The sequence below is a fragment of the Pseudomonas sp. 9.3L genome, from assembly GCF_058536285.1.
Genome location: NZ_JBZUBK010000001.1, coordinates 4,165,181 through 4,184,005 on the forward strand (window position 1 = coordinate 4,165,181; position 18,825 = coordinate 4,184,005).

An 18,825-nucleotide genomic window follows, 5' to 3' on the forward strand; every position below is an offset into this window, starting at 1 on the left:
GTTCCCTACCCCTTCATCTATAAACAGGCACCAGTGCGCCCAACCACGTTTCACCCCGCGAGCTGTCAGCGCGCAGCTCAACACGGCGCCCTTGCTCTTCGGCGCTTATGGTAATGGTCAGGTCCGGCTTTGGCAAAAAGCCTGCACCCTTGGCGGGCCACTCTATGAGGCACAGGGCATTACCCTCGAAGTAATCGCGAATGCCTAAAAATTCTAGCTCCTCGGGGTCGACAAGGCGGTACAGGTCGAAGTGATAGAGCGTCACCGCACTCAGCTCGTAGGGCTCTACCAATGTAAACGTAGGGCTTTTGACCGCGCCCATGTGCCCGAAACCGCGAATGATGCCCCGCGACAGGGTGGTTTTACCCGCGCCCAGATCGCCTTCCAGAAACACCGTGCCTTGCCCGGTAGAGGCCTTGGCCAACTGAGTACCCAGCGCCGTCATGGCGTCTTCATCGGGCAGTGATAGGGTCAGGCTGAGCATGGTGCCAGCTCCTCGAGTAACTGACGAATGGAAGGAATCAGATCAACGGCAGCCAACCCTCGCCCGTGGACGCCCTGAATTTCTCCTGCACGGGCATGCAACCAGACGCCCAGGCAGGCCGCTTCGAACGGCGCCATGTGTTGGGCCAGGAGTGCGCCGATCACACCGGAGAGCACATCCCCCAGGCCAGCGGTGGCCATGGCAGGGTGACCTCGGTCGCATACGGCCAACGTGCCCTGGGGGCTTGCGATCAGGCTGCCGGAGCCTTTCAGTACGCACACGCACTGGTAGCGCGCTACAAGTGCCTTGACCGCTGCAGGGCGATCGGCTTGCACGCTGGCGGTGTCGATGCCCAATAACCGCGCCGCTTCGCCCGGATGCGGCGTGATGACAGCGTTTGGTGGCAGGCTGACGACACCCTCGGCCAGCAGGTTCAGCGCATCGGCGTCCCATACGTGTAGCGCGTCGTGGCTGGCGGCCACGGACAACAAGCTGCGCCCCCAGGCAGAAGTGCCCAAGCCTGGCCCCACGACCAGCACCGAAGCCGCCTTGATGAGCGGCATGGTTTGGTTGGCTGACTCCACTGCCGCAGTCATAACCTCGGGCAAGCGGGTCAAGGCTGCGGCCAGGTTCACCGCTCGGGTGGCCATCGACACCATGCCAGCGCCGCTACGCAAGGCTGCCTCGGCCGCCATGATAGCCGCGCCCCCTGTACCTTGCTCTCCGCCCATGACCAACACGCGGCCAAATTGCCCTTTATGAGCGGTGGCCTGACGAGCCGCGGGCAGGGGCAAACGCTCAAGCTTGAGCAGGGTCGCGGTGCGCGGTACTTGAGTGATGATCTCAGGCAACGCCTGCAGGTCATTGAACACCAGGCGCCCTACGTGAGCTGGCGCCTGGCCTGTAAACAGACCCAGTTTCAGCCCTATGAAGGTCACTGTGAGGTCAGCCTGTACTGCGCAGCCCAGTACATGGCCGGTGTCCGCGCTCAGGCCAGAGGGAATATCCACGGCCAACACGGGCAGGCCGCTGGCATTGATCGCTGCGATAGCCACTTGGTAGGCGCCACTGACCTCGCGCGTTAAGCCAGTGCCCAGCAAGGCATCTACCACGACCCCACTTAGCGGCGCGCCGTCGGCCCAAGGTTCAAAGAGGACGCCGGCAGCCTGGGCCTCGGTAAACGCAACGCTGACGTCGCCGGTCAGGTGGCTCGTATCGGCCAGGGTATAGACGGTTACCTGCCAGCCCGCCCCCTTGGCCAAGGAGGCCACCAGGTAACCATCGGCTGCGTTGTTGCCAGCGCCGGCGAAAACGGTCAGGGCACTTGCGTCTGGCCAGCATTTACGTAACGCCTGCCAACAGGCGGCAGCGGCCCGTTGCATCAATTCAAGCCCTGGTGTGCCCGCTGCAATGATCGAGGCATCAAGCTCACGAACCTGGGCTGCGGTGTACAGTACGTCGGGTAGAACAGTAAGAGGATGCGCCATCATTCAACCATTGGCCTGGATGTCTGGCAGAATTATACCCTTCAATGCTTTGGTTTCTCCCCTCATGTATGCCGCCGCCATCGACCTTGTAGAACTCGCCTCGTCCATCAAGGCCTGGGGCCGCGAACTGGGCTTCCAGCAGGTGGGCATCAGCGGCCTGGACTTGGGTGATCATCCGCAGCACCTACAGCGCTGGCTAGAAGCAAGCCACCACGGCGAGATGGACTACATGGCCGCCCATGGCAGCAAGCGCTGGCGGCCCGAAGCGCTGGTGCCCGGAACGCTACGGGTGGTGTCCGTGCGCATGGACTACCTGCCCGGCGATACCCGCATGGCTGAGCGATTGGCCCAGCCGCAGACGGCGTATATTTCCCGCTACGCCTTGGGCCGGGACTACCACAAGCTGGTGCGCAAGCGCCTGCAGCAGTTGGCAGAGCGTATCAGCGCAGCTATTGGCCCCTTCGGTTATCGCGCTTTCGTAGACAGCGCCCCGGTGCTTGAGAAAGCCATGGCGCAGCAGGCGGGGCTGGGCTGGATCGGTAAAAACACGCTGGTACTCAACCGCCAGGCCGGCAGCTATTTCTTTCTCGGGGAGCTGTTCGTAGACCTCCCCCTGCCTGAGGATGCGCCTCACGTCACCGAACACTGTGGCCGTTGCCACGCGTGCCTGGATATTTGCCCGACCAATGCCTTTGTAGGCCCGTACCAACTGGACGCGCGCCGCTGCATTTCCTACCTCACCATCGAATACAAAGGCTCGATCCCGCCAGACCTGCGGCCCTTGATCGGCAACCGAGTGTTCGGGTGCGACGACTGTCAGCTGGTATGCCCCTGGAACCGGTTCGCCCGCCCCACTCAGGAGAAGGATTTCAGCCCACGCCATGGGTTGGATAACGCCGAACTCTCCGCGCTGTTTCGCTGGGACGAAGAGACCTTTCTGGCCCATACCGAAGGCTCCCCGCTGCGCCGAGCAGGTTTTGAACAATGGTTGCGTAACTTGGCAGTAGGCCTGGGCAACGCCCCGACCACCATTGCGGTGGTGGAGGCGCTAAAAGCCCGCCGCACACACCCCTCGGCCCTGGTGCGCGAACATGTGGAATGGGCCCTGGCGCGTCACGGCGAGGCGCCGCGGGTGGTTACACCTTGAGGAAATGCGTGCGGTAGTGCTGCAGCTCGGCAATGGAATCTCGGATGTCGTCCAGCGCCAAGTGGCTACCGCCTTTCTTGAGGGCGTCGCGCACCTCAGGCGCCCACAAGCCTGCCAGAATCTTGAGGGTAGAGACGTCTAGGTTGCGGTAGTGGAAATAGCCTTCCAGCGCTGGCATGTGACGGTAGAGGAAACGCCGGTCCTGGCAGATGCTGTTGCCGCAAATGGGTGATTTCCCTGCAGGCACCCATTGTTCCAGAAACGCCAGAGTCTCGCGTTCGCCGTCGGCCATACTCACCGTGCTGTTACGCACGCGCTCGGTCAACCCTGAGCCCCCATGCTGACGCGTATTCCACTCGTCCATCCGCGCCAGCACTTCATCGCTGTGATGGATAGCAAGGACCGGGCCCTCGGCGAGCGTTTGGAGGTTGCTGTCCGTCACGATGGTTGCCATCTCGATGATGACGTCGGTATCCGGGTCCAGCCCGGTCATTTCCAGATCGATCCAGATCAGGTTGGTGGGGTTGAGCATTGCAATCTCCTCGACAAGACTGCGCAGTGTAGCTTAAGGGCGCATGGTAGACTCGGCCGATCACGACCTCGGCCGCCAAGGCGCGCCTCCTTTCGTACTTTTATTTGGTAAGTCCATGGCCAAACGCCAGCTCAATCGTCGCCAGGCCTGGCGCATCGATAAAATCCAGAACGAACGCGCAGACCGTGCCGCCAAACGGGACTCCCTCGCGCTTGAAGCGCTTGAGGGCGGCGACCTGGGCCCGGAAGAAACCGGCCTGGTGATTGCTCACTATGGCGTGCAGGTAGAGGTAGAAGCGCAACAAGGCGAGCGTGCAGGCAACGTTTATCGCTGCCACTTACGTGCCAACCTGCCCGCCATGGTCACCGGCGACCGCGTGGTCTGGCGCGCGGGCAACCAAGGCATTGGTGTCATCGTGGCGCAACTGCCGCGCAGTACCGAGCTGTGCCGGCCAGACCACCGTGGGCAACTCAAGCCTGTCGCAGCCAACGTGGACCTTATCGTAGTGGTCTTCGCGCCTGCGCCCGAGCCACATGCCAACCTGATCGACCGTTACTTGGTTGCCGCAGAACACGCGGGTATCCGGCCGCTGTTGCTGCTCAACAAAGCCGACCTGATCAACGCCGGCAACGAAGCAGCACTCAATGACCTGCTCGAAGCCTATCGGCCGCTGGGTTATCCAATGCTTGAAGTGTCAGCCCATGAGGGCGATGGCATGCAGCAGCTCAAGGAGCGGCTCAAGGGGCATACCAGTGTATTCGTGGGCCAGTCCGGGGTAGGTAAATCGTCGTTGGTTAACCAGTTGCTACCCGAGGCGCATGCCAGGGTAGGCGCGTTGTCGGATTGGTCAGGGCAAGGCCAGCACACCACCACCACGGCCAAGTTGTTTCACTTCCCTGAAGGCGGGGACTTGATCGACTCGCCAGGCATACGGGAGTTTGGCTTGGTACATGTAAGCCGCGAAGACGTGGAAGCGGGTTTTATCGAATTTACGGATTTGCTGGGCCATTGCCGTTTTCGCGACTGCAAGCACGACCGCGAGCCAGGCTGTGCGTTACTGCAAGCCTTGGAAGACGGCCGCATTCACCCTCAGCGCATGCACAGCTACCGCGCAATCCTCGCCAGCTTGCCAGAAGAGAAGTACTGAGAGGCCTGTATGTAGGAGCCCAACGAAAGTTGGCGAATACGCGCACCGCAAACGTTAGAAGGTGCGAGGGCTTTCGCCACCTGCCGTTGGCCCCTACCTGCGTGGAGGATAGCAGCAGGTTGCGGCTACAGCTGCTTGCCCTGCGGCGCGTCCATCTTCAAGGCGCCGCTGTCGAAGATGTTGAGCTTTTCCCGTAACTCACGCGGCTGAACCACAGGGTTCTGCCCTGCCACCGGGTTCGTGGCAGGTGCAGGAGCGACGGCTCCCGGAGCGGCGCTTCCAGGTGCGCCAGGCGCAGGCGCCGGTGTTGCAGGCGGCGTGGCTTGGTCGCCTTCAATGTCGCGTTGGGCCTTTTTGGTCAGCACGATGATGTCGATCCGCCGGTTGACCGGGTTAAGCGGGTCTTTGCGGTCAAACAATGACGACGAACCATACCCCACCACGCGGGCTATCTGCGTTTCCGGGTAGCTGCCTGCCACCAATGCCCGACGTGCCGCGTTAGCCCGGTTGGACGACAGTTCCCAATTGCCGAAGTCAGCACTGGCCGCATAGGGCTTGGCGTCTGTGTGGCCACTGATACTCACTTTGTTGGGGACTTCCTTGATGGTATCCGCCATGGCCAGCAGGATATCCTCGAAATACGACTTGAGGCGCGCGCTGCCCAGGTCAAACATCGGCCGGTTTTCTGCATCCATGATCTGGATGCGCAGGCCGTCCTGAGTAATCTCGAACAAAATCTGGTCTTTGAATTTCTGCAGTTGCGGATTTTCGTCCACCTTGTTCTGTAGCTCTTGCAGCAGCAACTCAAGGCGGTCCTTTTCGAGCTTTTCTGCGATGTTTTCAGCCTCGTTCGGCGTCACCTGGCTCTCTGCTTCAGGCCTGGGCGGCGCGTCTTTGGTTTCTGGATTGAGCGTATGGTCTGGTGCCAGCTGTGGCGACCCGCCCAAGTCAATCACATAGGGTGAGCCGCTTTCCGTGAAGCCGATTGGGTCCTTGAAGTAACCGGCAATGGCCAGCTTCTGCTCAGGCGTTGCCTCAGATAGCAGCCACAACACCAGAAAGAACGCCATCATCGCGGTAGCGAAGTCGGCGAAGGCAATTTTCCAGGCACCCCCGTGGTGCCCGGCGCCAAAGCGCTTTACACGCTTGACGATAATCGGCTGGTTATTTTCCATGGGTTAGCGCCCGCGCACTGCTTGTTCAAGCTCGGCGAAGCTGGGGCGGTGCGCGGGATACAGCACCTTGCGCCCGAACTCCACCGCCAGGGTAGGCGGCATGCCGGAAGCCGACGCGACCAAGGACGCCTTGATAGCCTCGAATACGTTCATTTCTTCCTTGGCATCGTGGCCCAAGGTGGTGGACAGCGGGCCGAAGAAGCCATAAGCCGCGAGAATACCGAAGAAGGTACCCACCAGGGCCGCACCCACGTGGCCCCCGATAGCCGCCTTGTCGCCATCGCCCAGGGAGGCCATGGTGACCACGATCCCCAGCACTGCGGCCACGATGCCGAACCCTGGCAGGCCGTCAGCGATGCCTTGCACCGCGTGAGACGGATGCTCAAGCTCTTCTTTCATGCTCAGCAGCTCCATGTCGAACAACCCTTCCAGTTCATGGGGGGCCATGTTGCCAGAGGACATGATGCGCAAGTAATCGCAGATGAAGGCTGTCATGCGTGCATCGTTGAGTACGGCTGGGTACTTGGCGAAGATCGGGCTGGCTGCAGCGTCTTCGATATCGCTCTCGATAGCCATCATGCCTTCGCGGCGGCTTTTGTTGAGGATTTCGTAGACCAGGCCCAATACCTCAAGGTAGAACGCGTGGGTGAACCGGGACTTGAACATCTTCAAGGACTTCTTGAGGACGTGCATCGTCATGGAGCCAGGGTTGGCCTGGAGGAACGCACCAAGGCAGGCGCCCCCGATGATCAACACCTCGAAAGGCTGGATCAGGGCAGCGATCTTACCGTGGGAAAGTACGTATCCGCCAAGGACGCTAGCGAACACGACGATGATGCCGATAATTTTAGCCATAGGTCTGGACTACTTCGAAACGTGGGAAAACTGGCACGAGGCCGCTTCAATCTCTGCTTCTACCTATCGGCAGCCCTGCGCCAGACTATAGTGACGATTCGTAAAAACCAGTTCAGCGAGTGCGCCTTCTCTATGTCAGCAGTCCGGCAGCAGAACATCGAAGCATGGGTCAAGTCGCTTGGTAATGTCCGCATTCCTGTGCCTCGCCTGAGTCACGAACGCGTATGCACTGCGCTCAATGATAGCCGCAGCTCGCTGCGAGACATCGCTGAATGCATGCAAGACAGCCCGGCACTGGTACTCAACGTGATACGCGAGGCCAACCTGCAAGCCAATAGCAACCTGGTCGAGCCCGCCGAGAGCCTGGAAATCGCTCTGAACCGGCTAGGGCTCAAGCGCATTGAAGAATTGTTGGCCCGCGTACCGGCACTGGAACCCGAGGCCATTCCCCTGCCCCTGCGCCAGTTGCAATTGGTGAGCCAGCACGCGACCCAACAAGCCAGTGGCTTTTTCGCGGCGCGGCTGGCACGGCTGTGGCAGGAAATTCACTGGGGGAGCCTGCTGTTCCTGGCACCGCTGTGGCCCTTGGCAATGACCGAGCCCAAGCTGTTCGAAGAGTGGGACTTGCGCGTGCTTCATAAAGGCGAGAACCCCGACCAGGTGGAGCGAGAGCTGTTTGGGGTGCGCATGCTCGACCTGTGCAAGGCCCTGGCCGAATACTGGCGGCTGCCGGCCTGGGTGCAGCGAGGCTACCGGGCACTGACCCAAGAGCGCCGCCTGCTGGCCAAGAGCATGCTAATCGCCCGCCATGAAGACGACCCTCTTGGCCAGCAGCGCCAGCTTGATGCAAACCCTGAGCTGTACCGTTGGCTCAACCAGCCCGCTACCACCATTCTGCTTGCCAATGGCATGGCCCTGGCGTGCGAGCAGGGCTGGTACACCCCTCACGTGGAACGCTGGCAGCAACTGCTGGCGCTCTATACCCAGGCACCGCTGGAGCAGGTGCAACAGCAGGCTCACGTACAGGCCGTGCAAAGCGCGCACGCGCACGGCGGGCCGCACCTGTGGCATCCGGCCGTAACCCTGCCCTGGCCTGCCGGTACACGGCGCGTGCATGCCGGCCTGCTGCCAGTCGCAGGGCCTGACACCGAGGCACTGGCGCTGTGGCGGCGTCACTGCGCCACGCTACTGACAGAGCCCAGCCCCTTCAATAACGCCATGCACCTGACCGGTGTTGCCATAGACGCGCTGCAAGCATGCGGTATGCGTCGGATTGCGTTACTGATGGTAGACAAGGCGCAAGCCAACCTGCGCGTCCACCAGATTGCCGGGCTGCCTAAGGCAGCTGCCGAACTCAGCATGGTGCTAAGCCATGCGCCGTTGTTGCAAAGGCTGGTTGAGCGCCCTGGCCAACTACGGCTTACCCCTGAGAACAACGCCTCGCTGTCACGGCTGATCCCTGCCAGCCTGCGGGTAATGTTCAGGGGTGAACACCTGCTCCTGCGTTCCATTGCGGGCCAAGACCGTGTGGTGATGCTGCTCTTGGCAGACCAGGGTGGTTTGCCCATGGCAGACACCAGCGTGCAGGCCTTCGGTAAAACGGCGCAATGTATCGAGCGGGCCTTGGCGGTGTTCAGTACGCGCAGGCGTTAGTGGTTGCGCTACAATCTGACCTTTGATTGACTCTGGAGGGCGCTTGGATGGCTGATTTCTCCGGCCTTGGGCTGGTAATCGAACCTGCCGACCTGGCAGCGCGGCTGAACGCGCCTGGGCTGGTGTTGGTAGACCTCACCAGCGAAGCCCGCTACGCCGCTGGGCATATCCCTGGCGCCCGTTTTATTGCACCGGCTCGTACCCAACTGGGCACGGCACCTGCGCCAGGCCTGCTACCCGACATCAGCACCCTTCGCCAATTATTTGGGGAACTGGGCCATGGGCCAGACGTCACTTACGTGGTATACGACGACGAAGGCGGCGGCTGGGCTGGCCGGTTCATCTGGCTACTGGACGTGATCGGGCACAAACGCTATCACTACCTGGATGGAGGTTTGCTGGCATGGCAGGCTGAAGGCCGCGAGCTGAGTATCGAGCTGCCGCCTACTTTATCGGGCCAACCTGAGCTCACCGTGCATTCGGCACCTACCGCGACTCACGACTACATCCGTGAACGGCTAGGCGCCCCGGACCTCGTTATCTGGGATGCCCGCGGGCCGTTGGAGTATTCTGGGCAAAAGCGCGTAGCCGCCCGCGGCGGTCATATCCCTGGCGCGGTGAACTTCGAATGGACCGCCGGCATGGACACCTCACGCTCGTTGCGCATGCGCACGGACCTGCGTCAGGTACTCGAAGGTCTGGGCATTACACCTGACAAAGAAGTGATTACACACTGCCAGACCCACCACAGGTCCGGCTTTACCTACCTGGCCGCCAAGGCGCTGGGCTACCCCCGAGTCAAGGCCTATGCCGGGTCCTGGGGCGAATGGGGCAATCTGCCTGACACCCCTGTCGACGTTTAAGGGCTCTCAATGAAAGATCGACTGTTTATCCTCTCTCAGTACCTGCTGCCCCACCACCTGCTTTCTCGCTTGGCAGGCTCCCTTGCGGAGTGCCGTGCACGCTGGGTGAAAAACACTTTCATCAGCTGGTTCGCCAAACGCTTCAACGTAGACATGAGCGAGGCCCAGGTAGAAGACTTGGCCGCTTACGAGCATTTCAACGCGTTCTTTACCCGGGCGCTGAAGCCAGATGCACGCCCGCTGGACCCTACCCCCGGTGCAGTGCTGGCCCCGGCAGACGGTGCAATCAGCCAGTTGGGGCCAATCGAACACGGCCGCGTATTCCAGGCTAAAGGTCACAGCTTCAGCGTGCTGGAGCTGTTGGGCGGCGACCCTGCTCACGCCGCGCCCTTCATGGGTGGTCAGTTCGCAACCGTGTACCTGGCGCCTCGCGACTACCACCGGGTTCACATGCCCTTGGCCGGTACATTGCGTGAAATGATCTACGTGCCTGGGCGAATTTTCTCGGTAAACCAGACCACCGCCGAGAACGTCCCCGAACTGTTCGCACGCAACGAGCGTGTGGTGTGCCTCTTCGACACCGAGCGCGGGCCTATGGCAATGGTATTGGTGGGGGCGATGATCGTGGCGTCCATCGAAACCGTCTGGGCCGGGCTGGTGACGCCCCCCAAACGTGAACTCAAGAGCTGGCGCTATGACGAAGCGGCACGCGGGCCTATCCATTTGGAAAAGGGCGCAGAGATGGGTCGCTTCAAATTGGGCTCTACGGTAATCCTGTTGTTCGGGCCGGATCAAGTTACCTGGGGGCACGCCCTGGCGGCGGTTGCACCCGTACGCATGGGGCAAGCCCTGGGCATGCCAATCAGCACGTCTTTGGTCGTGCCCACCAGTGCGTCTTAAAGTATTTTGCGTCAGGGTGCGATGTAATCCGGTTGCTGGTAAAGTCTGATTAACGACGGCCCCGCGGCCATAAGCATACCGGTTGAAGCCGCCATGCCTCGGACGATGACCAGGAATCACGGATGCCTCGCCCCAGCCCCCATGTGTCGTTACGCGCGCCTACCCCTTCGCAGAACACGTTATCGTTCTGCGAAGCGAATCCGCGTGACCTCAAACACTGGATAGCGGCGCTCCCCAAAGCCAATATCGGTGAGACGGCCCGCCTGCTCTACCAGGGCCTGACCGAGCTTAATCAACTCATCACACCCAGCGAAAGCCGCCTGCAGTTACTGGAGCTGTTTCGGCCAGAGGTGTATTACGTGTGCAAGCAATTGGAGCGGCACTTCCTAAACCAGGCCATTGTGCTTGACGAGCGGGCGCGCAAAGTAGCCAACCTGTGCCAGGCCTTGCAAAGCCATCTGGCCGCTGGCTACAAGATCATCGTGGTACGCATGGCCACGGCAAGCCGCGACCACTCCACGGCGATGGCCATCTCGGTACAGCGCGCCATTCATTGCCTGTACGGCCCATTGGTGCGCGCCAGCCTGCTGTACTGCCCGGTTCCCGAGCGGCTATGGCTTGAGCTTCACAACCTCTACCTGGTGGCCTGCGAACATAAGGTTCAGCACACCGCCGTGGCAGACCCAATGGCGCACCATGTCAAGGCGCTCACGTCAGAGCAGGCGTATGCCGCAGCCTTACTGCTTGGCAGCGCACGCTGCAACCAGATGCGCCAGAGCGCCATTATGCGTTTGGCCGAGATGCTTGAAAGCTGGAGTCAATTCGTGCGCATTCAGTCCGCGCTCGCAGCCAGCAGCTTGTTTGCGGTAGCCCCAACCGTCGATGGCCCGCCGCGCTACAAGACACTCTTCGAAGACGCACACCTTCCTGACTTGCTAGGGTTGGATACCACGCCACTGGTTCAGCAGATCCACACCTATCTTGAGCTTGCCATAGAGCAGCGGCCCCAGGCGCCGCTGACTGTGCCGACAGGGGTGGGTATCGATTTATTGCAACACGTGGCGGCCGCCTGGGGGAATGTGGCCGAACGCACCTTCGACCGTACACCAGGGCAAGGCAACCTCACGGTGTGTATCGGTATGAGCGCCATGCATTATTACCTGGGCAGCGAGCAAACCTTCGGCGAACAGCTCGGCCTGCCAGGCAGTAGCACTTCGGCGCAATTCAATGCGCTAGGTAAACAGTCGGGATGGGGCCCAGTGATGGAAGTCCCTGCCGTGGAAGAGATCGAGTACCACACTCAAGGGCCCACGCAGCACACGCTACCCCCTGAGTTCCCTACCTATAGCCTCCAAATCATTAACCATAGCCCTGGCGGCTATTGCCTGGCATGGCGCAAGGACGTCCCTTCTCAGTTGCAGGCGGGAGAACTGGTGGGCATTCAGGACACGCCTGCGCATGGCTGGAGCGTGGCGGCAGTACGCTGGATTCGCCAGGTCCGCGAGGGTGGTACCCAGATGGGCATCGAATTGATCGCCCCTCATGCCCAGCCATGCGGGTTGCAGCTGGTCCGTAACGATGCGCCCCACAGCGAATACCTACGCGGCCTGGTGCTGCCGGAAATCCGCGCCATCGATATTCCCGCCACCCTGCTGGCGCCACGCCTGCCCTTTCAGGAAGGCCACCGGGTAGTGCTCAATATCCATGGTGAGGAACACCGCGCCCATCTATTGAAGCAAATGACCAGCACTGGCAGCTTCAATCAGTTCGAATACCAATTCGCCGAGCAGGCTACGACCCCTGTCGCTTCGGCACACCCTGAAACGACCGGCCGTGAAGAGGACTTCGACTCGCTGTGGCGAGACTTATAAGCCGCACAGACACGCAAGCAAGCCCTGGGCTGCAACGGTTCAGCTACTGTTAAGCCAGCCCGTGCGTCACGCTTGCGAGCAACCGGAGCCCGGGCCTAAGCTTACTTATCCCAAATACGGTTTTCCCACTGCGCCGACAAGCGCCGACGCCAAGGTCTTTGCAAGGTCTTGCTCGGTTTTAACGAGGCTTTATTCATGTTTGATGTCGTATCTTCGAGCAAATGGCCCGCAGGCTACATGATCAACCCCAACGTCCAGCCCCTCGATCCCAGGTGGTTGAGCGAGTTCAGCAAAATCCCCGCCGCCGCCGTAAGCGACTGCCTCGGCCGTAATGTAGGCGGCCTTGGCCTCAAGGCGTTTCACGGCAACAAGCCCATGCTGGGCAGCGCGTTGACGGTTCGCGTGCGCCCTGGCGACAACCTGATGATTCTCAAAGCCATGCAAATGGCCCACCCTGGCGATGTGCTGGTCATTGACGGCAGCGCCGACCTCACGCGCGCAGTGTTCGGCGGCATCATGCGGGCAATGGCGCTCAAGGCAGGCATTGCTGGTGTGGTCATCAACGGCGCCCTGCGCGACGTGGATGAATGGCAAACCGGCGAACTCCCGGTGTACGCCATTGGTGCCGTGCACCGTGGCCCCAGCACCGATGGCGGTGGCGAAATCAATGTTCCGATCTCCTGTGCCGGTATGCTGGTCATGCCAGGGGACTTGATGATCGGCGACGGCGACGGCGTAGTCGCAGCAGCCAGGGCTGAATTACCTGAGTTGGTGCAGCGCTGTAACGACTTGCTGGCCCGTGAGCGCGCCACCCTGGAGGGTATTGCCAACGGCACGTTGGACCCTAACCGTTTCGACGCGATTCTCCGCGCCAAGGGCTGCCCGATCTGATCGCAGCGCCCGTGCGACTTTCTCGACCATGGATGGTCAGAACGTCGAGTCCGTCGCTAGCCTGTACTTTTCGATCGCGGGCCGAACCTTAAAAAGAGCGGTTATGCCTACTCACGCCCACCTCGACCCCACTACTGCGCGCTGGATACCCTGGGTGGTAGCCATCGCGTTCTTCATGCAGTCGCTGGACGGCACTATCCTCAATACCGCTCTGCCTGCCATGGCCAGAGATCTGGCCGAAGACCCTTTACGCATGCAGTCCGTGGTCATCGCCTACATGCTCACGGTTGCTTTGCTGATCCCTGCATCGGGATGGGTGGCGGACCGCTTCGGCATAAAGCGGGTGTTCACGTATGCCATCGGGTTGTTCACATTTGGCTCCCTGCTGTGCGCGATTGCACCCACTCTGCCCACCTTAGTGGCGGCACGTATCCTTCAAGGCCTTGGCGGTGCTCTGCTGCTGCCGGTGGGCCGCCTCGTGGTGCTGCGTGCCTACCCTCGTTCAGAGTTGGTACGCATTCTTAGCTTCATTACGGTACCAGGCCTGCTAGGGCCGTTGATCGGCCCAACCCTGGGCGGCTGGATGGTGGAGTACCTCACTTGGCACTGGATCTTCCTGATTAACCTGCCTGTAGGGATTCTAGGCTGCGTAGCCGTTCGGCGCTTGTTGCCCGAATTGCCCGGCGGCGAGCGCACCCGCTTCGATGGCCTGGGCTTTGGGCTGTTCGGTGCCGCCATGGTGTTGATCACGATCGCCATGGAAGGCCTTGGAGAGCTGAACCTGCCGCACCTGCGGGTCATGCTGTTGTTGTTCGCGGGCATGGCCTGCCTGGCTGCCTATTGGCTACGGGCCGTGCATATGGAAGCGCCCCTGTTCGCTGCCAGCCTGTTCCGTACGCGCAGCTTTGCAGTGGGGATTCTAGGCAACCTGTTCGCCCGGTTGGGCTCAGGTGCGCTGCCCTTCCTGGTACCTTTGCTGTTGCAAGTGGGCATGGGCTACTCCCCCTCCATGGCAGGCATGAGTATGATCCCACTGGCTGCCGCCGCCATGTTGGCCAAGCCGCTGGCCCGCCCGCTGATCGAGCGCTTCGGCTACCGCAAATTGTTGACCGGCAACACCCTCGCGCTAGGTGTAATGCTGGCAAGCCTGGGCCTGGTAAGTGCCGATACCCCGTATCCGCTGCTGCTGGCCCACCTGTCGGTACTGGGCGCCATCAACTCCATGCAGTTCACGGCAATGAACACCGTCACATTGATTGACCTGGGTGACCAGGAAGCCAGTAGCGGCAACAGCTTATTGGCAGTGGTGGCGCAGCTATCCATGAGCCTTGGGGTGGCATGCGCAGGCGCACTGTTGGGAGGGTTCGAGTCCACTATCGGTCAGGATGGTATCGAAAGTGTGTTGGGCGCCTTCCAGCTCACCTTCCTGACCATTGGTTTGATGGCCATGTTTGCTGCCACCATTTTCGTACAGCTGTCACCGCAGGTAGGCCTGCGCGCAGTTCGTCCGCCGCCTGGGCCAGACGCATAGGGGGATCGGTCACAGGCTGCTAAACTGCGCCACATTTTTTCGCGCAGGACCTTGCCGTGACCGCCACCGCTTTTGAAACCTTGCCGCTGTCGCCAGCCCTGCTCTCTAATCTCGCATCGCTTGGCTATGCCCAGATGACACCGATACAGGCGCATAGCCTACCGGTCATTCTGGAAGGCACAGACCTGATTGCCCAGGCCAGCACTGGTAGCGGCAAAACCGCCGCCTTCGGTATTGGCCTACTGAACCCTATCAACCCCCGTTATTTTGGCTGCCAGGCCTTGGTGCTATGCCCCACGCGGGAGCTGGCGGACCAAGTCGCCAAGGAAATCCGTCGCCTGGCCCGTGCCGAAGACAACATCAAGGTGCTTACTTTGTGCGGTGGCGTGCCCTTCGGCCCGCAGGTGGGTTCGCTGGAGCATGGCGCGCACATCATCGTAGGCACGCCAGGCCGAGTGCAGCAGCACCTGGACAAAAGCACCCTGGTGCTAAGCGGGTTGAATACGCTGGTACTGGACGAAGCCGACCGCATGCTGGACATGGGTTTCGTGGATGCCATTGCTGCGATCATCGAGCAAACGCCAAGCCGGCGGCAGACGTTGATGTTTTCCGCCACCTACCCCAAGGGCATTGAGGCACTGGCGGGCCGTTTCATGCGTAACCCGCGCACGGTCAAAGTGGCGGCGCTGCATGACGACCGCAAGATTGAGCAACGCTTCTACGAGGTCGATGCCGAGCAACGCTTGAGTTCAGTGCTTAAAGTGCTGGGGCATTTCCGCCCTCAAAGTTGTGTAGCCTTTTGCTTCACGCGCCAGCAGTGCCAGGAACTCACCGACTTGCTGGTAAGCAAGGGCATCAGTGCCAACGCACTCCACGGCGACATGGAGCAACGCGACCGCGACCAGGTGCTGGCGTTGTTCGCTAACCGCTCCACCACGGTGATGGTCGCGACCGATGTCGCCGCGCGGGGGATCGACATCGAGGCCTTGGACCTGGTGATCAACGTAGAGCTGGCGCGGGATGCGGAAATCCATATCCACCGCGTAGGCCGTACAGGCCGCGCGGGCCAGAGCGGCATGGCGGTAAGCCTGGTAGCCCCGGCTGAGGCTCACCGTGCCCAAGCTATCGAGGCTCTGCAGAAGTCTCAGGTCAATTGGCGCCCCCTGGAAGAATTGACCAACCAGGGTGACGGGCCGTTAGTTCCGGCCATGGCGACCTTATGCATTGCCGCAGGCCGGAAAGACAAGGTGCGCCCTGGCGACATTCTCGGTGCGCTCACAGGCGACGCGGGTATCCCTGGCGCGCAGGTTGGGAAGATCGCCATCTTCGACTACCAAGCGTTCGTAGCCGTAGAGCGCGGCGTGGCCAAGCAGGCGCTTGACCGGCTCAACAAGGGCAAGATCAAAGGCCGTTCTCTTCGGGTACGCCTGCTGTGAAACCAGACGTCATCATCATTGGTGCAGGCGCGGCGGGCCTTATGTGCGCCGTCACTGCCGCTGCCCGAGGGCGCAAGGTGCTGGTGCTGGACCACGCCAACAAAGCCGGCAAGAAAATCCTCATGTCTGGGGGTGGGCGTTGTAACTTCACCAACCTGTACACCGAGCCTGCGAACTTCTTGTCGCAGAACCCGCACTTCTGTAAATCCGCCTTGGCCCGTTACACCCAGTGGGACTTCATCGGCCTGGTCGCAGCGCATGGCGTGCCTTATCACGAAAAAAAGCTCGGGCAGTTGTTCTGCGACAACAAGGCCAGCGACATCCTGGCGCTGCTGCTTACTGAGTGTGAGCGTACCGGCGCCGAAGTGCGCCTGAACACCCGGGTGGAGCAGGTAGAGGCCATCACCGGCGGCTACCGCCTGACCACCAGCGCCGGCCTGTTGAGCTGCGAATCATTGGTGGTCGCTACGGGTGGGTTATCCATCCCCACCCTCGGGGCTACCGGGTTTGGCTACCAACTGGCCGCGCAGTTTGGCCATACCCTGCTGCCCACCCGCGCAGGCCTTGTGCCTTTTACCATCACCGATCAGCTCAAATCCCTGTGTACCGAGCTATCAGGCACCTCGGTGGACTGCATCGCCACCTGCAACGGCCACAGCTTTCGAGAGAATGTGCTGTTTACTCACCGGGGCTTGAGCGGGCCGGCGATCTTACAGGTGTCGTCCTTCTGGCAGCCAGGCGACACGCTGACCCTCAACCTGCTGCCGGACCACGACGCGGTGACCTGGCTTCTTACCCAGCAGGCTGAACGCCCCAATGCAGAGCTTCGCACCGTGCTAGGGGAGGTGTTTACCCGAAAGATGGCGCAGCTGCTGTGCGAGCATGGCTTCGACTCCCGGCCGACGAAGCAATACACCCCCGGCCAGTTGCACGCGATGGCCAGCCAACTGAGCGAATGGCGCTGGACCCCGGCGGGCACCGAAGGCTACCGCACCGCAGAAGTCACCCTGGGCGGCGTGGACACCCGAGAAGTCTCTTCCAAGAGCATGGAATCGCTCAAAAGCCCAGGGTTGTACTTTATCGGCGAAGTATTGGACGTTACCGGCCACTTAGGTGGTTTCAACTTCCAATGGGCGTGGGCGTCCGGGCATGCGGCTGGAGAGGTGTGCTAAGGCCCACGCCTACCCCAACATCCACGCCAAGCCGCTTTCCACATGCGCTTCCGTGCTGTCCACTAGGGGTAGGTCAGTATCCTGCGCCTGGATGAGCAAGCCAATCTCGGTGCATCCTAAGATAGCGGCTTCGGCACCAGCGGCGTGTAAGCGGGCCAGGCATGCCAAGTAGTAGGCTTTAGCCTCAGGTCGAATGTGGCCTAGGCACAACTCGGTGAAGATCACCCTGTCGATTTCATCCATTTCCACATCGCTAGGCAGTAGCACGTCGAGGCCGAACTGTTGGGCTAGACGCTCGCCATAAAAAGGCTCTCGCATGGTAAATCGAGTGCCCAGCAGTGCGACCTTGCGCACGCCCTGGGCCTTGAGCCGACTGCCTACTGCGTTGCCAATATGTAAAAGCGGAATCTGTACCGCGCCCTCGATGGCGGGGGCGACCTTGTGCATGGTATTGGTGGCCAACAGCAATGCCGTAGCGCCGGCACGCTCTAGGCCTTGAGCAACCTCGCCCAACAATGCGCCGGCAGCTTCCCATTCACCCGCTTTCTGCAAGGCGGCAACCTGGGCGAAGTCCACCGAATGAAGCAACAGCGGCGCTGAATGCAAGCCGCCCTTACGCTGGCGTACACCTTCGTTGAGCAACCGGTAGTAGGTAGCCGTGGACTCCCAACTCATCCCGCCAATGATCCCAAGCGCTCGCATATGTGCCTCCGTTATGAATTGACTACCGATGCCCTAATAGCAATTGAGTAAAGGCCTCCGCCATTGCCGAACCTGGCCCCGACCGGCGCACCAGCCACACCGCTGAGTCGGCGGCTTCATCCAGTAAGGGCTTGTATACCACGCCGGAAATACGAATGGCCTGGTACGAAGCAGGTAACACTGACACCCCAAGCCCGGCGGATACCAGCCCAATGATGGTCATGGCTTCGGAAGCTTCCTGAGCAAAATGAGGGCTAAAACCCGCTGCTTGAGCGAGGGCCAGCAACTGCGCATACAGGCCACTGCCGTAACTGCGCGGGAAGAACACAAACGGCTCTTCGGCCAGCGCTGCCAAAGGTAATGCTTCCTCCGGTAATGCCGCCAATGGGTGGCTGGCGTTCACCACCGCCACTAAGGGTTCTCTGAACAGTTCCACAGGGTGCAGCGTCTCCGGCAATGGCAAGGGGCGCATGAACCCTATTTCGACGGCGTTCTCCTGCAAGGCATCGGCGACTTCCTGGCTGCTCATTTCGCGTAGATGCAAGTGAACCGCCGGGAACGCTGTACGAAACGCATGAATGGCTTTGGAGATACTTGAATTGAAGGGGGCTGAAGAGGTGAACGCGATCTTGAGTTCTCCCAACTCCCCAAGTTGAGCACGGCGAGCTACATCAGCGGCTTTATCGACCTGGGCCAGTACATGTCGGGCTTCGTCCAGAAACAGACGGCCAGCTTCGCTTAGCGCAACTCGCCGGTTGGTGCGGTCAAACAGCCGAGCGCCTACTTCCAACTCCAACGCCTGGATCTGCTGGCTGAGCGGTGGCTGGCTAATGCCAAGCGCCTCGGCGGCGCGGCCGAAGTGCAAATGTTCAGCAACCGCGATGAAATAACGTAAGTGACGAAGCTCCATGAACGATACTCGAAACCTATAAAACAGGTCGAATAATATATTGGAAGTCATGTTTAGCCAGCTATATGC

General features: G+C 60.8%; 17 protein-coding genes. 10 read left to right on the forward strand and 7 right to left on the reverse strand.

All coding sequences use genetic code 11. The features are described 5' to 3' along the window. Positions 1-13 precede the first annotated feature (13 nt). The gene (gene tsaE / locus AC4LE2_RS19290; RefSeq protein WP_491827509.1) at positions 14-484 is read right to left on the reverse strand and encodes a tRNA (adenosine(37)-N6)-threonylcarbamoyltransferase complex ATPase subunit type 1 TsaE; all 471 of its coding nucleotides are present in this window, start codon (positions 482-484) and stop codon (positions 14-16) included. After that, positions 472-1,971 carry an NAD(P)H-hydrate dehydratase gene (locus AC4LE2_RS19295; protein WP_491828183.1) on the reverse strand — a complete coding sequence of 500 codons (1,500 nt, stop codon included), beginning with the start codon at positions 1,969-1,971 and terminating at the stop codon, positions 472-474. The genes tsaE and AC4LE2_RS19295 overlap by 13 nt, the downstream gene beginning before the upstream one ends. A gap of 64 nt (positions 1,972-2,035) precedes the next feature. Here AC4LE2_RS19295 and queG point away from each other — a divergent pair, with 64 nt between their 5' ends. After that, a complete protein-coding gene (gene queG, locus AC4LE2_RS19300) occupies positions 2,036-3,118 on the forward strand; it encodes a tRNA epoxyqueuosine(34) reductase QueG (RefSeq protein ID WP_491827511.1) in 1,083 nt (360 codons plus the stop codon). Here the strand turns inward: queG and orn are convergent. Beyond that, a complete protein-coding gene (gene orn / locus AC4LE2_RS19305) occupies positions 3,108-3,650 on the reverse strand; it encodes an oligoribonuclease (protein WP_491827513.1) in 543 nt (180 codons plus the stop codon). The genes queG and orn overlap by 11 nt on opposite strands. Positions 3,651-3,765: 115 nt before the next feature. On the opposite strand from orn, the gene rsgA reads away from it, so the two are divergent. Beyond that, positions 3,766-4,797: a small ribosomal subunit biogenesis GTPase RsgA gene (gene rsgA / locus AC4LE2_RS19310; protein ID WP_491827515.1), complete on the forward strand. Its 1,032-nt coding sequence runs from the start codon at positions 3,766-3,768 to the stop codon at positions 4,795-4,797. A 125-nt stretch (positions 4,798-4,922) separates the two neighbouring features. Here the strand turns inward: rsgA and motB are convergent, their stop codons facing one another. Further along, positions 4,923-5,972 carry a flagellar motor protein MotB gene (gene motB, locus AC4LE2_RS19315; RefSeq protein WP_491827517.1) on the reverse strand — a complete coding sequence of 350 codons (1,050 nt, stop codon included), beginning with the start codon at positions 5,970-5,972 and terminating at the stop codon, positions 4,923-4,925. Positions 5,973-5,975: 3 nt separating this feature from the next. Beyond that, on the reverse strand, positions 5,976-6,827 hold the full coding sequence (gene motA / locus AC4LE2_RS19320; RefSeq protein WP_491827519.1) for a flagellar motor stator protein MotA: 852 nt from the start codon (positions 6,825-6,827) through the stop codon (positions 5,976-5,978). Positions 6,828-6,959: 132 nt separating this feature from the next. Between motA and AC4LE2_RS19325 the strand changes: the two genes are divergently transcribed. From AC4LE2_RS19325 to AC4LE2_RS19360, 8 genes are all read left to right on the forward strand, one after another. Beyond that, complete coding sequence (locus AC4LE2_RS19325; RefSeq protein WP_491827521.1) at positions 6,960-8,480, forward strand: HDOD domain-containing protein; 1,521 nt, start codon at positions 6,960-6,962, stop codon at positions 8,478-8,480. 47 nt (positions 8,481-8,527) lie between these two features. Then, positions 8,528-9,343, forward strand: coding sequence for a rhodanese-like domain-containing protein (locus AC4LE2_RS19330; protein ID WP_491827522.1), 816 nt, complete (start codon positions 8,528-8,530; stop codon positions 9,341-9,343). A 9-nt stretch (positions 9,344-9,352) separates the two neighbouring features. Continuing rightward, positions 9,353-10,243 carry an archaetidylserine decarboxylase gene (asd, locus tag AC4LE2_RS19335; protein ID WP_491827524.1) on the forward strand — a complete coding sequence of 297 codons (891 nt, stop codon included), beginning with the start codon at positions 9,353-9,355 and terminating at the stop codon, positions 10,241-10,243. Positions 10,244-10,365: 122 nt separating this feature from the next. After that, the gene (locus AC4LE2_RS19340) at positions 10,366-12,114 is read left to right on the forward strand and encodes a cyclic-di-GMP receptor FimW-related protein (RefSeq protein ID WP_491827526.1); all 1,749 of its coding nucleotides are present in this window, start codon (positions 10,366-10,368) and stop codon (positions 12,112-12,114) included. Positions 12,115-12,309: 195 nt separating this feature from the next. Further along, positions 12,310-13,005, forward strand: coding sequence for an RraA family protein (locus AC4LE2_RS19345; protein WP_491827528.1), 696 nt, complete (start codon positions 12,310-12,312; stop codon positions 13,003-13,005). Between the two features lie 103 nt (positions 13,006-13,108). After that, the gene (gene mdtD / locus AC4LE2_RS19350; RefSeq protein WP_491827530.1) at positions 13,109-14,536 is read left to right on the forward strand and encodes a multidrug transporter subunit MdtD; all 1,428 of its coding nucleotides are present in this window, start codon (positions 13,109-13,111) and stop codon (positions 14,534-14,536) included. Positions 14,537-14,592: 56 nt separating this feature from the next. Further along, positions 14,593-15,972 carry an ATP-dependent RNA helicase DbpA gene (gene dbpA, locus AC4LE2_RS19355; RefSeq protein ID WP_491827532.1) on the forward strand — a complete coding sequence of 460 codons (1,380 nt, stop codon included), beginning with the start codon at positions 14,593-14,595 and terminating at the stop codon, positions 15,970-15,972. After that, the gene (locus AC4LE2_RS19360) at positions 15,969-17,144 is read left to right on the forward strand and encodes a BaiN/RdsA family NAD(P)/FAD-dependent oxidoreductase (protein ID WP_491827533.1); all 1,176 of its coding nucleotides are present in this window, start codon (positions 15,969-15,971) and stop codon (positions 17,142-17,144) included. Before dbpA ends, AC4LE2_RS19360 begins: the two co-directional genes overlap by 4 nt. Positions 17,145-17,153: 9 nt before the next feature. Here AC4LE2_RS19360 and AC4LE2_RS19365 read toward each other — a convergent pair whose 3' ends face one another. Next, a complete protein-coding gene (locus AC4LE2_RS19365; protein ID WP_491827535.1) occupies positions 17,154-17,846 on the reverse strand; it encodes an aspartate/glutamate racemase family protein in 693 nt (230 codons plus the stop codon). Positions 17,847-17,868: 22 nt separating this feature from the next. Then, on the reverse strand, positions 17,869-18,756 hold the full coding sequence (locus AC4LE2_RS19370) for a LysR family transcriptional regulator (RefSeq protein WP_491827537.1): 888 nt from the start codon (positions 18,754-18,756) through the stop codon (positions 17,869-17,871). Positions 18,757-18,825 lie beyond the last annotated feature (69 nt).

Coding starts and splice junctions, on each gene's coding strand:
- mdtD (WP_491827530.1), top strand. CDS start 13,109: ATGCCTACTCACGCCCACCTCGACCCCACTACTGCGCGCTGGATACCC.
- orn (WP_491827513.1), bottom strand. CDS start 3,650: ATGCTCAACCCCACCAACCTGATCTGGATCGATCTGGAAATGACCGGG.
- queG (WP_491827511.1), top strand. CDS start 2,036: ATGTATGCCGCCGCCATCGACCTTGTAGAACTCGCCTCGTCCATCAAG.
- AC4LE2_RS19340 (WP_491827526.1), top strand. CDS start 10,366: ATGCCTCGCCCCAGCCCCCATGTGTCGTTACGCGCGCCTACCCCTTCG.
- AC4LE2_RS19330 (WP_491827522.1), top strand. CDS start 8,528: ATGGCTGATTTCTCCGGCCTTGGGCTGGTAATCGAACCTGCCGACCTG.
- asd (WP_491827524.1), top strand. CDS start 9,353: ATGAAAGATCGACTGTTTATCCTCTCTCAGTACCTGCTGCCCCACCAC.
- motB (WP_491827517.1), bottom strand. CDS start 5,972: ATGGAAAATAACCAGCCGATTATCGTCAAGCGTGTAAAGCGCTTTGGC.
- AC4LE2_RS19295 (WP_491828183.1), bottom strand. CDS start 1,971: ATGGCGCATCCTCTTACTGTTCTACCCGACGTACTGTACACCGCAGCC.
- rsgA (WP_491827515.1), top strand. CDS start 3,766: ATGGCCAAACGCCAGCTCAATCGTCGCCAGGCCTGGCGCATCGATAAA.
- tsaE (WP_491827509.1), bottom strand. CDS start 484: ATGCTCAGCCTGACCCTATCACTGCCCGATGAAGACGCCATGACGGCG.
- AC4LE2_RS19325 (WP_491827521.1), top strand. CDS start 6,960: ATGTCAGCAGTCCGGCAGCAGAACATCGAAGCATGGGTCAAGTCGCTT.
- motA (WP_491827519.1), bottom strand. CDS start 6,827: ATGGCTAAAATTATCGGCATCATCGTCGTGTTCGCTAGCGTCCTTGGC.
- AC4LE2_RS19345 (WP_491827528.1), top strand. CDS start 12,310: ATGTTTGATGTCGTATCTTCGAGCAAATGGCCCGCAGGCTACATGATC.
- AC4LE2_RS19365 (WP_491827535.1), bottom strand. CDS start 17,846: ATGCGAGCGCTTGGGATCATTGGCGGGATGAGTTGGGAGTCCACGGCT.
- AC4LE2_RS19370 (WP_491827537.1), bottom strand. CDS start 18,756: ATGGAGCTTCGTCACTTACGTTATTTCATCGCGGTTGCTGAACATTTG.